12 protein-coding genes are annotated in these 14936 nt (G+C 73.5%); 5 read left to right on the forward strand and 7 right to left on the reverse strand.

Translation table 11 applies throughout. The features are described from left to right. The first annotated feature begins 20 nt into the window (after positions 1–20). The 3 genes from DEJ50_RS28830 to DEJ50_RS28840 all read left to right on the forward strand — a co-directional run bounded on the left by DEJ50_RS28830 (position 21) and on the right by DEJ50_RS28840 (position 3870). On the forward strand, positions 21–476 hold the full coding sequence (locus tag DEJ50_RS28830; protein ID WP_150210992.1) for a DUF4442 domain-containing protein: 456 nt from the start codon (positions 21–23) through the stop codon (positions 474–476). Positions 477–586: 110 nt separating this feature from the next. Next, positions 587–3085, forward strand: a complete 2499-nt coding sequence (locus DEJ50_RS28835; protein ID WP_150210993.1) for a beta-glucosidase family protein — start codon at positions 587–589, stop codon at positions 3083–3085. Between the two features lie 92 nt (positions 3086–3177). Beyond that, a complete protein-coding gene (locus DEJ50_RS28840) occupies positions 3178–3870 on the forward strand; it encodes a DedA family protein (protein ID WP_150210994.1) in 693 nt (230 codons plus the stop codon). 45 nt (positions 3871–3915) lie between these two features. Here the strand turns inward: DEJ50_RS28840 and DEJ50_RS28845 are convergent, their stop codons facing one another. Further along, a complete protein-coding gene (locus DEJ50_RS28845) occupies positions 3916–4452 on the reverse strand; it encodes a gamma carbonic anhydrase family protein (protein ID WP_150210995.1) in 537 nt (178 codons plus the stop codon). A gap of 118 nt (positions 4453–4570) precedes the next feature. On the opposite strand from DEJ50_RS28845, the gene DEJ50_RS28850 reads away from it, so the two are divergent. Next, positions 4571–5323, forward strand: a complete 753-nt coding sequence (locus tag DEJ50_RS28850) for an acyltransferase (RefSeq protein WP_150210996.1) — start codon at positions 4571–4573, stop codon at positions 5321–5323. Here the strand turns inward: DEJ50_RS28850 and DEJ50_RS28855 are convergent, their stop codons facing one another. Beyond that, positions 5324–6190, reverse strand: a complete 867-nt coding sequence (locus tag DEJ50_RS28855) for a DMT family transporter (protein ID WP_150210997.1) — start codon at positions 6188–6190, stop codon at positions 5324–5326. Between the two features lie 108 nt (positions 6191–6298). Next, positions 6299–6706, reverse strand: coding sequence for a CoA-binding protein (locus DEJ50_RS28860; protein WP_150210998.1), 408 nt, complete (start codon positions 6704–6706; stop codon positions 6299–6301). A gap of 111 nt (positions 6707–6817) precedes the next feature. Here DEJ50_RS28860 and DEJ50_RS28865 point away from each other — a divergent pair, with 111 nt between their 5' ends. After that, entirely contained in the window at positions 6818–7447 is a 630-nt protein-coding gene (locus DEJ50_RS28865; protein WP_150210999.1) for a YigZ family protein, read from the forward strand. 21 nt (positions 7448–7468) lie between these two features. Here the strand turns inward: DEJ50_RS28865 and DEJ50_RS28870 are convergent, their stop codons facing one another. The 4 genes from DEJ50_RS28870 to DEJ50_RS28885 form a co-directional block, all read right to left on the reverse strand. Further along, complete coding sequence (locus tag DEJ50_RS28870; protein ID WP_150211000.1) at positions 7469–8545, reverse strand: trypsin-like serine peptidase; 1077 nt, start codon at positions 8543–8545, stop codon at positions 7469–7471. A gap of 1 nt (position 8546) precedes the next feature. After that, positions 8547–9716, reverse strand: coding sequence for a trypsin-like peptidase domain-containing protein (locus tag DEJ50_RS28875; protein WP_150211001.1), 1170 nt, complete (start codon positions 9714–9716; stop codon positions 8547–8549). 5 nt (positions 9717–9721) lie between these two features. Then, the gene (locus DEJ50_RS34140) at positions 9722–13900 is read right to left on the reverse strand and encodes a hypothetical protein (protein WP_190344749.1); all 4179 of its coding nucleotides are present in this window, start codon (positions 13898–13900) and stop codon (positions 9722–9724) included. 141 nt (positions 13901–14041) lie between these two features. Continuing rightward, the gene (locus DEJ50_RS28885) at positions 14042–14914 is read right to left on the reverse strand and encodes a DNA/RNA non-specific endonuclease (protein WP_150211002.1); all 873 of its coding nucleotides are present in this window, start codon (positions 14912–14914) and stop codon (positions 14042–14044) included. Between the last annotated feature and the right edge of the window lie 22 nt (positions 14915–14936).

Below are 14936 nucleotides of genomic sequence, written 5' to 3' on the forward strand. Positions count from 1 at the left end.
CGTGGGTAACATCCGAGCTCATGAGCGCAGAACAGAAGAACATGGGCGAACTGCTCGCCGCGACGGTGCCGATGGTCCGCACCCTGAACCTCGAGTGTGTGGAGACCACGCCGGAGCGCGCGGTCTTCCGCCTCCCGGACCAGCCCGAGTACCACAACCACATCCAGGGCCCGCACGCCGGAGCCATGTTCACCCTGGCCGAGTCGGCGAGCGGCGCGATCGTCCTCGCGGCCTTCCAGGAGCAGCTCGGCCGGGCCGTCCCGCTCGCCGTCAGCGCCTCCATCGGCTACAAGAAGGTCGCCAAGGGCCCGGTCACCGCGACCGCCACCCTCGGCCGCCCGGCCGCCGAGGTCATCGCCGAACTCGACGCCGGAGGCCGCCCGGAGTTCCCGGTGGCCATCACCATCCAGCGCGACTCCGACGAGGCCGTGACCGGCGAGATGACCGTCGTCTGGACCCTGCGTCCCAACAGCTGAACGGGCCGCCCCCGGCCGCGCGTCTGACCGGCGGGACGGGCCGGCGGGCGCACAGTGGGCGGGGCGGTCCGGAGCGGGCCGTTCCGCCGACGCCGCCGCAGGGAGCGCCCATGAGCGAGGCCGTGTCCAGACGATCCGCTCTCCGGCTGCTCGGAGCGGCCGGCGCCGCCCTGGGGGCCGCCGGGGCCGGCGGCTGCGTGGCAGACCTGCCCCCCGGAGCCGGCCCGGGCTCCGCCACGAGCCCGCCCCCGGCCGGGGCCGCACCACCCGGAGCGCCCCGCCCGGCACGCGCCGCCCGGGTCGAAGCCCTGCTGGAGCGGCTCACCCTGGAGGAGAAGACCGCCCTGCTGCACGGCCGGCCGGACCCCGCCCCCCTCGGCCAGGCCGGCTATCTGCCCGGCGTACCCCGGCTGGGCATTCCGCCCCTGCGGCTCGCCGAGGGCACCGCCGGCGTACGGGTGGCCGCAGCGGCAACCGTGCTGCCCGCGCCCGTCCTCCTCGCCTCCGCCTTCGATCCGGGCCTGGCACGCGAGTACGGGCGGGTCCTCGGCCGCGAAGGCCGGGCGCTGGGCCAGGACATCCTGCTCGCACCCAACGCCAACCTGATCCGCACCCCCTACGCAGGCCGGAACGACCGGCGCTTCGCCGAGGACCCCCGGCTGACCGCCGACCTGGTCGCCCAGGTGGTCCGCGGCATCCAGGACGAGGGCCTGATCGCCGCCGTCGGCCACTTCGCCCTTCAGAACCAGGAGCAGGGCCGCGGCACCGTGGACGTGAGCATCGGCGAACAGGCCCTCCACGAGACCGAACTGCGCGGCTTCGAAGCCGCCGTGGCGGCCGGCGCCGGAGCGGTCATGGCCGCCGATCACAAGGTCAACGGCATCCACGCCGGCGAGAGCCGGCCGCTGCTCGAGGAACTGCTGCGCGCCCGCTGGCGGTTCGACGGCTGGGTGATCTCCGGCTGGAACGCCGCCCGCAGCACCGTCGCCGCCATCACCGCCGGCCTCGACATGGAAATGCCCGGCGGCACCCACTTCGGCGAACCGCTGCGGCAGGCGGTCCGCGGCGGCTCGGTCTCCGAACCCGCCGTCGACCAGGCCGTCCGCCGGCTCCTCGGCACCCTGGACCGGTTCGGCCTGCTCGACGGGCGGGCACCCCGCCGGCCCCCGCGGGACCCGGTGGCCGGCGCCCGGACCGCCCGCCGGATCGCCACCGCAGGGGCCGTCCTGCTGCGCAACGAACGCGGCACCCTGCCGCTGACCGGCCCCGCCGCCCGGTCGATCGCCGTCATCGGCCCCACCGGCGCCTGGACGGCCGGGACGCGGGGCCACCCCACGACCACACCGCTGACCGCCATCAAGAAGCGGGCCGGGCGGACCGCCACCGTCCGCTACGCCCTCGGCGAGGACGTCCACGGCCGGCCGCTGCCCGCCGGACTGCTCACCCCGCCGGTCGACCTCGACGACCGGCGGATCGGCGCGGGCCGCAGCTGGAGCTGGACGGGCACCTTCACCCTGCCCGCCGCCGACGAGTGGACCCTGCTGCTCCACCACTCCGGGCAACTGCCCGAGGTACGGCTGGACGGCGCGGAACTCTTCCACGGAGCCGCCCCCCACGGCTCCGGCGGACTGCTCGGCACCGCTCCGGACGGGCTCACCGTGCACCGCCGCACCCTCGCCCTCAAGGCCGGCCCGCACCGGCTCGCCGTCACCGCCCGGGGTACAGCGGGCAGCCGGCGGTTCCGGCTGCGCCACACCACCAAGGCCACGCGGGCCGCCGACCTCGCCGAGGCGGTACGGGCGGCCAAGGCGGCCCGCAGCGTGGTGCTCTTCGCCCACGAGGAGGCCGCCGGGGGCACCGACCGCACCACCCTCGGCCTGCCCGGCGGCCAGCCGCAGCTGATCGAGGCGGTGGCGGCGGCCAACCCGCGGACCACGGTGGTGCTCCACACCTCCTCCGCCACCACCATGCCGTGGCTGGCGGGCACCGGAGCGGTCCTGCAGATGTACCAGCCCGGCCAGGAGGGCGCGGGCGCCACCGCGGACCTGCTCTTCGGGGACGCCGACCCGGGCGGCCGGCTCACCCAGACCTTCCCCGCGGACGAGCGCACCCACCCGGTCGGCGGCGATCCGCTGCGCTATCCGGGGGTGGCCGGCCGGCAGGAGTACACCGAGGGCATCCGGATCGGCCACCGCTGGTACGACGCTCAGCGCCAGACCCCGCTGTTCCCGTTCGGGCACGGGCTGTCGTACACCACCTGGCAGTACGGCCGGCCCGCCGTCCGGCCCCAGGGCGGCGGCCTGCGGGTGGAGTTCACCGTCCGCAACACCGGCCGCCGCCGGGGCACCGAGGTGGCCCAGGTCTACCTCGGGCCCTCGCCCGATCTGAAGCTCGCCCAGGCCGTCCGCGCACTGGCCGGATACCGGCGGCTGACCCTCGCCCCGGGTGAGGAGTGCCGGGTCACCGTCGACATCGACCGGCGCTCCCTGTCCTCCTGGGACCCGGGCCGACACGCCTGGGTGCTGGGGACCGGCCGCCGGGAGCTGTTCGTGGGACGGTCCTCCCGGGAACTGCTGCTCCGGACGAAAGCAGTGGTCCGGAGCCGGTAGGCTGCCCGGTCGGGTGCGTCGCAGGGGACGCGCCGGGGCCCGCCGCGGGGACGGCGAGGGCCCGCCGCGGGCACGATCTGGAGGACGTACCGGTGCACATCCAGGAATGGCTGGAAACCGTTCCGGCGGTGGTGATCTATCTCCTGGTGGGACTGGTCATCGGACTGGAGAGCCTGGGCATCCCGCTGCCGGGCGAGATCATCCTGGTGAGCTCGGCCCTGCTGGCCTCGCAGCACGGGGAGATCGACCCGCTGGTCCTGGGCATCTGCGCCACCACCGGTGCGATCGTCGGAGACTCGATCGGCTACGCGATCGGACGGCGCGGCGGCAAGCCGCTGCTGGAGCGGCTGGGGAAGCGGTTCCCCAAGCACTTCGGCGAGCACAACATCGCGATGGCGGAGCGGTCCTTCCAGAAGTGGGGCATGTGGGCCGTCTTCTTCGGCCGGTTCGTGGCCCTGCTGCGGATCTTCGCCGGTCCGCTGGCGGGCGTGCTCCACATGCCGTACTGGAAGTTCCTGATCGCCAATGTCTTCGGCGGCATCCTGTGGGCGGGCGGCACCACGGCCGTCATCTACTACGTCGGCATCGTCGCGGAGGCCTGGCTGAAGCGGTTCTCCTGGCTGGGGCTGGTGCTGGCGGTGCTCGTCGGAGTGACCTCGATGCTGGTGCTGAAGCGGCGCGCGGCCAAGGGCGCCGCTGCCGCCGCGGCGGAGGCCGCAGCCGGCGACGCGGTGCCGGAGCAGCCCGCCGCCGCGGCCGAGCCGGCCCTGGCCGACCGGGCCTGAAGGCGGGGCCCTGAGCCCGGGACCCGGGCTCAGGGGGCCGGGAGGTCAGCCCACCGAGGCGCGGTGCTGCTTCGCCAGTTCCAGGTACATCGCCGCGTTCAGGCGGATGCCCTCCCGCTCCTCCTCGGTGAGCTCGCGCCGGACCTTCGCCGGCACCCCCGCCACCAGCGAGCCGGGCGGTACCACCATGCCCTGCGGCACCAGCGCCTGGGCCGCCACCAGCGAACCGGCGCCGATCACCGCACCGTTGAGGACGGTGGCGCCCATGCCGATCAGGCAGTCGTCCTCCACCGTGCAGCCGTGCACCACCGCGTTGTGGCCGATCGACACCCGCTCGCCGATGGAGACCGGGAAGCCGGGGTCCACATGGAGGGTGCAGTTGTCCTGGACGTTGCTGTCCGCGCCGAGCACGATCGGACCGCAGTCGGCCCGCAGCACCGCCGAGTACCAGATGCTCGAGCCGGCGGCCAGCGTGACATCGCCGATCACCACCGAGGTGGGCGCGGTGAAGGCCTCCGGGTCGATCTGCGGGCTCTTCCCGCCCACGCCCGCGACCAGTGCCCGATCCGACGGATACGCCATGTGTGGTCTCTTCTCCTCTTGTGTACCGGATGCCGCGCTGCCAGCACCGTAGACGATGGGGTGAAGATCACAGGATCCCGGTCCGGCCCTCCGCGACCGTGCGCATTACCGTGGCCGGGTGCCGAAGAACAGAAACACGTTCTCATCCCTGGCGGCCTGGCGCCGCCGGGCCGCCAGCCGTGCCGTCCACGCCGGGTGGCGCTGGATGCAGCAGGCCGGCGCGGTCACCGCCGAGAACCCCGGCGGACACCGGTTCGGCGCAATCGGCAGCGGCACCCGGCTCGCCTTCCCGCAGGGCACCGTCTTCGGCGCCCCCTGGATCCGGCTCGGCGAGCACTGCATCATCGCCGAGCAGGTCACCCTCACCGCCGGGATGATGCCCGACCTCGACCTCGGCCCGGACCCCATGCTGATCCTCGGCAACGGCGTGGTGCTCGGCCGCGGCAGCCATGTCATCGCCGACGCCCGGATCTCCATCGGCAACGACACCTTCTGCGGCCCCGGGGTGTACATCACCTCCACCAACCACAGCTACGACGACCCGCACGAGCCGGTCGGCCGGCAGTGGCCGCGCAGCGCACCGGTGGAGATCGGCCCCGGCTGCTGGCTCGGCACCGGAGCGGTGATCCTGCCCGGGGCCCGGCTCGGCCGCAATGTGGTGGTGGCCGCGGGGGCCGTCGTACGGGGCGAGGTGCCCGACCACGCGGTGGTGGCGGGAGCGCCCGCGCGGATCGTACGCCGGTGGGAGCCCGACACCGGTTGGCAGCCTCCGCTGCGCACCCCGGCCCCGGTGCCCATCCCGGACGGGGTCACCCCGGAACAACTGCGCGCCCTGGCCGAACTCGACCGCACGGCCGACGCGGGATCTTAGTCAGCCGGCCGCCAGCAGGACGGTGCCGGCGAGGGCGAGGCCCGCGCCGGCCGCCTGGACCATGCGCAGCCGCTCCTTCAGGAGGGCGAATGCGGCCAGCGCCGTGACCACCGGATACAGCGAGGAGAGCACGGCGGCCACGGTCACCGGGCCGTTCTGCGCGGCGATCGAGTACGTGCCGTTGGCCGCGACATCGGCCAGGCCGACGAAGGCCAGGGCCGGCACCAGCCGCCACAGGTCCTTCAGCCCCGTCCCCTGCGGCAGCACCGGACGGCCGCGCCGGGCCTGCACCCACAGCGCGGTGCCGCCCGCCGCCACATTGGTGACCCGCTGCACGAACAACGCCAGGAACAGACCGGTCACGGTGGTGGACGCCTCCGCGATCAGCGCCATCACCGCGCCGAAGCCGAACGCGGCGACCAGTGTCAGCACGATCGCCTGCCGCTGCACCGGGGCACCGCGGAGTTCGGGGCCGCCCGCCAGCACGATGCCGACCACCGCGACCGCGATCCCGGCGACCTGGCCGAGTCCCGGCCGCTCACCGATCGCCAGACCCACCCCGACCGGAACCACCACGCCGAGCGAGCCCAGCGGGGACACCACCCCCATCGGGCCCATCGCCAGCGCCTTGTAGAAGCTGAACATGGCAACCGGCCCGACCAGGCCGGCGGCCACCGCGTACCAGAGCTGGGGGCCGGCCTCCCGCCAGGCACCGGTGCCCAGCACGATCGCGCCGAGCACCACCACGGCGATCACCTGGGAGGCCATCACCACCGTGAGCGCGGGCAGCCGCCGGGTCAGGAGGCCGCCGCCGAAGTCGGCGAACCCCCAGAGCACGGCGGTGGCCAAGGCGAACAGGGCGGTCATGGCAGGACCTCACAGAGCAGACGAGCAGACGTGCAAGCGCACAGACGTGCAGAAAGAGCAGACGTGAGTACATCACACGGCTGTTCGACTACCGGACGCCGGCCGGGATCAGACGAGTGCCGGGAGCTCGATCGCGGGGCAGCGGTCCATCACCATGTGCAGCCCCGCCGCCCGGGTCCGCTCGTACGCCGCCTCGTCGACCACACCGAGCTGGAACCAGACGGCCTGCGCCCCCACCGCCGCGGCCTGGTCGGCCACCGGGCCGGCCAGCGCGCTGTTCACGAACACGTCGACCACGTCCACCGGGAAGGGGATCGCCTCCAGCGAGGCGTAGCCCTGCTCGCCGTCGACCGCCTCGGCCTTCGGGTGGACCGGGATCACCCGCTTGCCGTACCTCCGGAGGACCTGCGCCACCCCGTACGCCGCCCGGTCCCGGTTGTTGGACAGGCCCACCACGGCCCAGGTGTCCCCGAGCTCGGTGAGGATGGTGCGGATGGTTGCCGGGTCGCCGTACACGCGTGCCGCCTCCTGCTGCTCGCGGGGCCGGCCCGCTGCCGGCCCGCACCAGGGATCAACGGCCGGGAGGCGGGTCCGATTCCCCGTTCCCGCTCCGCTTAGGGTGGAGAGGTGAACGCAGACCAGTACGTGACGGTCGCCCGGGAGGGCGTGCACGAGTCGGAGATCAACCGCTCCCGGTTCATCTGCGCGCTCGCGCCCGCCGCGACCGAGCAGGAGGCGCAGGAGTTCGTCGCCCGCATCCGCAGGGAGCACCCCACCGCCTCGCACAACTGCTACGCGTACGTGATCGGGGCGGACGCCTCGGTGCAGAAGGCCAGTGACGACGGCGAGCCGGGCGGCACCGCCGGAGTCCCGATGCTCCAGATGCTCACCCGGCGCGACATCCGCTACGCGGTGGCCGTGGTCACCCGCTACTACGGCGGGGTCAAACTGGGGGCCGGCGGGCTGATCCGCGCATACGGCGGGGTGGTGGGCGAGGCCCTGGACGCGCTCGGCACCGTCACCCGGCACCGCTACCGGCTGGCCACCGTCACCGTGGACCACCAGCGGGCCGGGAAGACCCAGAACGACCTGCGCTCCACCGGCCGCACCGTCCTGGACGTCCGCTACGGGGAGGCCGTCTCCCTGGACATCGGCCTCCCCGAGTCCGATATCGATGCCTTCAGGGCCTGGCTGGCCGACACCACCGCCGGCACCGCCGGATTCGAGCTCGGCGGCGAGGCGTACGGCGACGGATGACGGCCAGCCGTCTTCCGGCCTTCAGACCCAGTTGACCTCGGCCCGCTCCAGCAGCGGGTCCTCGGCCAGCGCGAACAGCGGAACGGCGAAGTTGCCGGACCGGAACCGGCCGCCGAAGTGCAGCCCCAGCACCCGGTGATCGGCCAGGTCGAAGACCGGGGAGCCGCTGTTCCCGCCCAGGGTGGAGCAGTCGTGGGTCATCGTGAGGCCGTCCGGCAGCAGGGCCGTCGCGGTGCCCGGCTGGAGCCGCTTCACGTTGTAGATGTCCATGAAGATCCGGCTCATCGCCTCGGGTTCGTTACGGCGGCCGTCCGCCGCCGGGTACCCCACCACGTACACGGCCCGGCCCGCCAGATCCGGCGGGGCGTCCGCGGCGACCGGCAGCGGGGTGGGCAGCGTTCCGCCGCCGCCCGAGGCCGGGGCCACCCGCAGCAGCGCCATGTCCACCTGCGGGTGGATGCCCAGCACCTCGGTGACCGCGAACTCGAAGGAACCGTCGGACACCGGTCCGCCCAGTTCCTCCGCGGTGTCGATGCGCGCGCCCATGCCCGGGCGGAAGGAGAACCCGCCCCGGCCGTCGGCGCGGGTGAACTCGGCGGCCACGTGCCGGTTGGTCATCACCACGTCCGGCGACACCAGGAAGCCGGTGCCCAGCCAGTCCAGATCCGGATGGCCGGTGACCTCCACCCGGCCCACCCGGGCGAGGGACTCTCGGATGCCGGCCCGCTGGCCGTCCAGGATCGCCCAGTCGCCGAGCTGCGGGGCGAAGTCCATGCCCTGGACCAGGATCGCCGGCCGGCCCTCGAGCAGGACGATCGCCTCCAGCCCGAAGTGCTCGTCCTCGTCCACGTCGTCGGCGCGGCCCGCGGCCAGCTTCTCCAGCCCGCGCACCCCGGCCGCCAGCACCCGGGCCCGCTCGTCGTGGGCGGCCCGCTCGACCTGCGCGGCGGTCGCCTCCTGCGGCGGGTGGGCCTCCTCGGGCACGGCGGACTCGGAGATCTCCTCGTCCAGACCCTTGCGTACACGTGCGGCGACCTCCAGCAGGTCCTCGCGGAAGACCTGCTCGGGCCCGGTCGCCACCGGGGAACCACCGCGCATCTCACACCTCCTGGGGTTGCGGGGGCCGGCTCAGGGCGGACTGGGCCGCCGTGATCTCGGCATGGACCTGCGGGCTGTTCTCCCGCAGATGCCGCATGAGGGCGCTCAGTTGGGTGCCCACGTTCACAAAGGCCGTGCTCTTGCCCTGGAAGCTGACGTCGGAGACACGGCGGGTACCGCGGTGCAGGGCCACCACCGTCCAGTCGTCGGTGAGGACGGGGGAGCCGGAGGAACCGCCCCGGGTGTCGGTGAAGTAGCGCAGGTCCGTCTCGTCCGCCTCGAAGACCAGGTTGTTGCGCAGGGCGATCCGCTTCGGCTCGCCTCCCGGGTGCTGGATGATGTTGACCGCGACCGGGACGTCCGGGGTGACCGTCAGGGGTTCGGTGGCCACCCGGAGGAAGGGCCGGGGCGGTGCGTCCGCCAGCCGCAGGACCGCGTAGTCGAGTTCCTCGTCCCAGGCCAGGAGTTCGGCGGCGGACAGCTCGGGGGTGGCCCCGGCGTCGCCCTCGTCCTCGGCGAGGTAGTCGAACCGGGACCGGGAGCCCAGGGCCTGGAGCCGCAGGTCCGCCGGGTCCACCACGGGGCGCTCGACGGCGGTGCGCTTGCGGGCGTTGACCACATGGTGGTTGGTCACCAGCAGGCCGGGGGCGATCAGCCAGCCCGTGCCGGTGTGCGGCAGGGCCAGCGGCTGGAGCAGGGCGCCCCCGGCGTACGGGAGCACCTTGACCCGGGCCACCGAGGTGCCGGCCAGGGCGCCGCCGCCGAGGAACTCGAACGGCACCGTGTCGTCCCGGAAGACGATCTCCTCCTTGGTCTCCCCGGTGGGGACGTCCGGTGCCACGTCGGGTTCGCCCGCGGCATCGCGCACCACCCGGTCCAGGGCGTCCTGGAACACGTCCCGGGCGGCGGCGTCGCTGAGCTGGCCGACGGAGTTCCGCAGCCAGACCGCGAGCGGGACGGTGCCGTCGATCAGCCGCTCCACCCGGTTCATCTCGTTCAGGTCGGAGTGGACCTGCTGGCCGGGGGCCGGGAGCATCGGCAGCGAGCCGCGGTACTTGGGGAGGACGCCCTCGAAGAGCAGGCGCCGGAGCATGGGATCGGCCAGCCCCTGCTCCACGGCGGTATCGCGCAGCTTCACGATGTCGTCCTGCGGGAGATACGGGTCGCTCATGTCGATCAGGCCGCTCGGTGGCCGTTCCCTTCCGCCGTGCCCCCGCTCGTCCCCGTCGTTCCCGTCGTTCCTGTTGTTCCCGCCGTTCCTTTCGTTCCCGCCGCCCCTCCGGTCACTCCGGTCGGAGCCAGGGCGACAGGGGTGAGGACGGGCGGGGCGGGGCCGGCGCTCATGGCCGCCGCGACGCCCGAGACCAGTTCTCCGCTCCGGTCGTCCAGGGCGAGCAGCCGCCCGGCGAGCCGGTCCAGGGTGCCCCGGCGCTGCGCCTCGCGCAGGATGCCCGTCACCCCGGTGTGCGTGCCCCCGGTGTCGGACCTCGCGTCCGGCGGGCCCGCCGCGTTCTCCAGCAGGTTCCGCAGCGCCGCCCGCAGCTCGGGCCGGTGGGCGACCGCCTCCCCGATCGCCTGTTCGAGGGTGTCCAGTACCGCCTGTTCGCCCGCCGGCAGGCCCACCACGTCCAGGGTGTGCTCCAGGACCTGCGGATGGTCCTGGGACACCTCGGCCGCCACGGCCCGCACCAGGGCGGGCTGCCGGACGACTTCGGCATCGGGCAACCGGCGCAGCCGGTCCGCGAGCCGGTCGCCGACCTCCGGATCGGGCCGCTCCGCGGCGGCGCCCAGCCGGGCCCGGGCCAGCAGCGCACCCATCGCCTCGAAGTCCCGGCCGAGCCCGGTGGCGATCTCCTCGGCCTCCGCCAGGTCGTCGGCGGCCTCGCCCAGGTCCCCGTCCGCCTCCGCCAGCCGGGCGGACAACAGCAGCAGTTCCAGCTGGAGCTCGGGGAAACCGGCCTCGTCCGCGCGGTCCGCGGCCTCGTCCGCGGCCTTCCTGGCCTCCGCACGGCGGCCCTGCCGGTCCAGGGTCTCCACCCACAGCGGGTGCAGCGGGCTGCCGGCGGTCCAGGGCCGGCGTTCCGCCAGCCGGGCCGCGGCGGCGTCCGTGTACTCCTGGGACAGCAGGTCCTCGACCTCGCGGGCGGCGATCCGCTCCCAGTCCTCCTGATCGGCCTCCGCCATCACCTCGTCGGGGGTGTGGCCGCCGAGGTGTCCGGCCAGGTAGGCGGCGGACCGGCCCGCCATGTCCAGGTCGGCGCCGACGAGGAACCGTTCCAGCCCGGGCACCCAGCGCTGCTCCACCGTGCGCGGGTTCTCGTTGAGCCGCAGCCGGTGGTAGATCTCCTCGGCACGGGCCTCCGGCCCCTCGCGGGCCGCGTAGTGGACCACCGCCCGCCGGCCGACGCTCCGCATCAGGTCGGCCCGGCCCCGGTCGGCCAGCCGCAGCATGATGGCCCTCAGGTCGGCGCGGTGGCGGACGGCGCCGGGGCCGGCCGACTCCACGAGGTCGAGCCGGGACAGCAGGCCGAACAGCCGGTCGGCCGCCTCCTCGGAGTCCACCCGGAGCCCGCACGGTTCGGCGAGCACCTCCCGGACCAGCTCGGGGGTGATGCTGCGCAGGGCCAGCCCCGCCTGGGCCAGGGCCCGGACCTCGTCGTCCCCGATGCGCTTGAGGATCCGCTCGTACAGGGTGCCCTGGATGAGCATCTGGTCGACCTTGTGGAAGAAGTGCCGGCGGCGGGCGGGCAGGCTCTCGATGAGCTCGCTCACCGACTCCGCCCCGGCGCCCTCCTGTACGGCGGCCCGCGCGGCCAGTTTCAGGCTCAGCGGGTGTCCGCCCACCCGGGCGGCGAGTTCCTCGGCGAGCCGTCCGTCGGTCACCCCGCCGGCCACCAGCACGGCCACCGCGGCCTCCGGATCGAGCTCGCCAAGCTCGATGGTCCGCGGCTGCACCACCCGGGCCGGGTGGTCCGCCAGCAGCCGTCCGGACACGATGTTCCGCAGCCGGGGGTGGGCGGCCTGAAGGGCGTACCAGACGGCCCAGAGCCTGCCGAGCACCGGTGAACCGCGGTACTGGGCCGCCTCGAAGGAGTCGATCACGAGCACCAGCGGGGGCTGCGGGCGGTCCGGGGGCACACCCACCGCCCGGACGACCAGCGTGCCGAGCCGGCGGGCCAGGTCGGCCTCGCGGGCGGCGGTCATGGCGTGCAGTCCGGAGGAGGACTCCCGGGCCAGGGTCGCCCGGGTGGTGGACAGCCGGAACAGCTCGTCCACGGCGCCCTGCTCCGCCCGGTGGGCCCCGGCGGTCTCCTCGCACTCGTGGGCGAGGGCGTCGAAGGCCACCCGGTGGCCGGGGTACTGGATGCCGAGCTGGCGGGCCATCTCGGCGATCAGGGTGGCCGGTTCGTGTACGGACAGGGTGGGCCGCTCGAAGTCCACGTACGCGAAGGGGAACCCGGAGGGGAAGTCCCGCAGGCCGTCCAGGAGGAACTTGGCGAGCAGGGTGCTCTTGCCGATGCCGCCGAGTCCGTGGAGCAGCAGGGGCGGCACCGGGCCGCTGCCCACGGCCTGGGTGATGCTCTCCCGGGCCTGCGCCAGCCGGCCGTGCGGCGAATCGGGCGGCAGCCCGATGTAGGCGCGCAGCTCGGCGAGTTCCCGGGTGCGGCCCTGGAAGGAGTCCCGGACCAGGCGTTCCAGGGGCTGGAGCAGCCGGGCCCGCTCCAGCAGCCGCTGCACCACCGCCGGGTCGGGGATGCCGGTGACGCCGGGGATCTGGGCGAGCCACAGTACGGCCTGCAGGGTGTGCGGCAGTTCGTCGAGGTTCTGGCGGGGCAGGTCCGGGGGAGTGCCGCCGAGATAGGCCAGGGCGGTGCGTTCGGGGCCCGGGCCGGGCGGGAACTGGTCCTGGTTGGCGAGCAGGGCCAGCCGGGCCTGTTCGGGGCCGGTGAGGCTGCGCAGGGCGGTGTCGCGGATCTCCGGCTTGAGGACCCAGGCGACCGTGGACCGGGCGCCCACGGCCCGGCAGTCGTGCACGAGCTCCAGGTCCGCCCGGCCGGTGGGCTCCGCCTCGCCGGGCAGCCGGAGCCGGGCGGGATCGAACCGGGTGAGCAGACAGGCCGCCGCCCGGTAGGCCTGCCGCAGGCCGGGCACGGGTGCCGGCTGCGGAGCGGTGGCCGCGGCACACAGCCGCTCGCCGAGCAGGGCCGCGAAGTCCTGGCCGGGCGCGAGGGACCGGTAGAGGCGGACGGTCTCCTCGGCGGCGGTGCACACCTTGCGCATGTAGCTGTCGCCGCCCGGGGCCCGGGCGGCGCGCAGCACGGTCGGGACCACCGTCTCCACCAGGGCTGTGATCCCGTGTTCGTCGGGCGGCGCGGCGGTGTCGGGCGCCGGGGTCTCGCCGAAGAACTGCCGGAAGAACTGCCGGAGGTCCTCGTCCTCGGCCACCCGGGCGGTGTCCCGGACCTCGTTCTTGTGTATTTCGTACGGGAGCTGCCGCATCGTTGCCGAGTAGCCGAGCAGCACCAGCCGCGGGGCGGTGTGCCGGCGGACCGGGGTGTGTTCGTAGATGGCCAGGGCGAGCTTGCCGATGCAGTCCCAGACGTCGGAGTTGACGTCCAGCTTGTCGCACTCGTCGAGGACCAGCCAGAACTGCTCGCTGGCGGCGGTGGCCTGGCTGACGATGCGGTGCACGGCGGCGTCCACCGAGGGCAGTGGATCGTTCAACTGTGTGGGATTCAACGGCGAGATGCCGGTGCGGGGGTCGGCGACGAACTCGGCGAGCCGCTGCACCACCTGTTCGGCCGTCGAGGTCTGGTTGAGGGTCACCCGCACCGGGCGGAATTCACAGTGGACACCGAGATGGCGAATGAAATTGTAGGTGTACGAACGGCCGCTGTCCGGTTCCCCGTCCACCACCAGAACCGTTTTGTCGGGGTCTTCGACGAATTCCCGCAGTCGTTTCCTCAGATCCAGCCGGTCGATGAAAACCTCGGCGCCGTTCTTCAGTACGCCGGCCAGGTAGTGGTCCCGCGGAGAGGTGTGCAGCCGGGTTGCGTCGTCGAGCTCCCGCTTCAACCGCAGGGTTACCTCACCTGCGGGAATGGAGGTCAGGGAGTCGAGCCGGGAGAGGGTGTCGAGCAGCTGGAGCTGGGAGGTGACCCCCCTGTTCCGCACTGCCTCGACCAGTGCCACGGCCTGTTCGCTGCTCGATCCGGAATCCCCGAAAGGGATATCCCCGACGAAATCCTCGGAGAAACCGAACTGGATCAGGCGGGCGCGGGGGGATCCGACGATGAAAAGGTGGTCCCGGACCCATTCCGTGACGAGGTCCCATTCGGTATCGGTGAGCGACATAGCGCACCTGCACAGCCGCCGCAGCGGAGCGGCGGGACGGACTGCTGATACCAGTCATGGTTTCACTCGCTCCTCTCCGCTGCAAGGCGGCCGTGCAGGGCCCGGACCCGCTTTCGCCGAGCTTCCGCCGGCGGCTCCGGCTCAGCTCCCTACGATCATGTCCTCGAAGGATTCCAGCCGCTTCCACCGTTCCGCGGGTGCCCGGGTGACCGGCATCAGGTCGGCCTCCGGCAGCGGGCCGAAGTCGAGACCGGTGAGTTCGGCGATGTCGGCCACCGGGACCTGGAACGTACGGAACGGGCCCAGCGGCGGCGGGTCGCCCGGCTTGGCCCCCGCCATCGCCCGCTCGTAGTCCCGGGTCAGGTCCGGGCTCTGGTCGAGGATGTAGCCGGTGGAGGCCAGCCGGCCGTCCTGGAGGAACGCGGCCACCTTCCAGAACCGCAGCGGGACCTGGATGCCCCGGTACGGGGGGTCGGAGTCGTGCAGCACCGGGCCGGTCAGCACGCTGAGCTTGCGGTCGAACTGGGCCGCATGGTCGAGGAGATGGTTCTCCAGGCCCTGCCACAGCTGCTTGCCCTGGTTGAACACGTCCGCCTGGGGTGCGGCGTTGGTGTAGCGGAAGGTGTCGGTGTTGGCCCGGTGGGCCTCCGCGGTCGCGCCCCAGACCGGGTCGAGGCGTCGGACCAGGTGGCCGCGGTCGAGGCTGTTGTTGCGGTAGATGTCGTTCCCTGACTGCTGGGACTCGGGCACCCGGGGGTCGAATTCCCAGGCGTCGTCGCGGGGTACGTCCGCCAGCAGCTTCGAGCCGTCGATGCAGACCGCGGTGGACGCCGCCAGCCTGCGGTCGGGGCGCAGGACCACGGTGAAGTGGGTGTAGGGAAGGGTGACGGTCGGCAGGCTGTCGGTGACGGGGAGCGGCAGCGGGACCACCGGCCCCAGGAAGGTCTCGTCGTAGCCGGTCCGGTCGGAGAGGGAGTCGGCCCGGGCTTCCGGGGGCGTCTCAATTGCGTTCATATGATGGAAGTACCGCGGATGT

The sequence above is a fragment of the Streptomyces venezuelae genome (assembly GCF_008642295.1).
GTDB classification, from domain to species: domain Bacteria; phylum Actinomycetota; class Actinomycetes; order Streptomycetales; family Streptomycetaceae; genus Streptomyces; species Streptomyces venezuelae_C.

Coding starts and splice junctions, on each gene's coding strand:
- DEJ50_RS28830 (WP_150210992.1), top strand. CDS start 21: ATGAGCGCAGAACAGAAGAACATGGGCGAACTGCTCGCCGCGACGGTG.
- DEJ50_RS28835 (WP_150210993.1), top strand. CDS start 587: ATGAGCGAGGCCGTGTCCAGACGATCCGCTCTCCGGCTGCTCGGAGCG.
- DEJ50_RS28845 (WP_150210995.1), bottom strand. CDS start 4,452: ATGGCGTATCCGTCGGATCGGGCACTGGTCGCGGGCGTGGGCGGGAAG.
- DEJ50_RS28855 (WP_150210997.1), bottom strand. CDS start 6,190: ATGACCGCCCTGTTCGCCTTGGCCACCGCCGTGCTCTGGGGGTTCGCC.
- DEJ50_RS28870 (WP_150211000.1), bottom strand. CDS start 8,545: ATGCGCGGTGGTTCCCCGGTGGCGACCGGGCCCGAGCAGGTCTTCCGC.
- DEJ50_RS28875 (WP_150211001.1), bottom strand. CDS start 9,716: ATGAGCGACCCGTATCTCCCGCAGGACGACATCGTGAAGCTGCGCGAT.
- DEJ50_RS34140 (WP_190344749.1), bottom strand. CDS start 13,900: ATGTCGCTCACCGATACCGAATGGGACCTCGTCACGGAATGGGTCCGG.
- DEJ50_RS28885 (WP_150211002.1), bottom strand. CDS start 14,914: ATGAACGCAATTGAGACGCCCCCGGAAGCCCGGGCCGACTCCCTCTCC.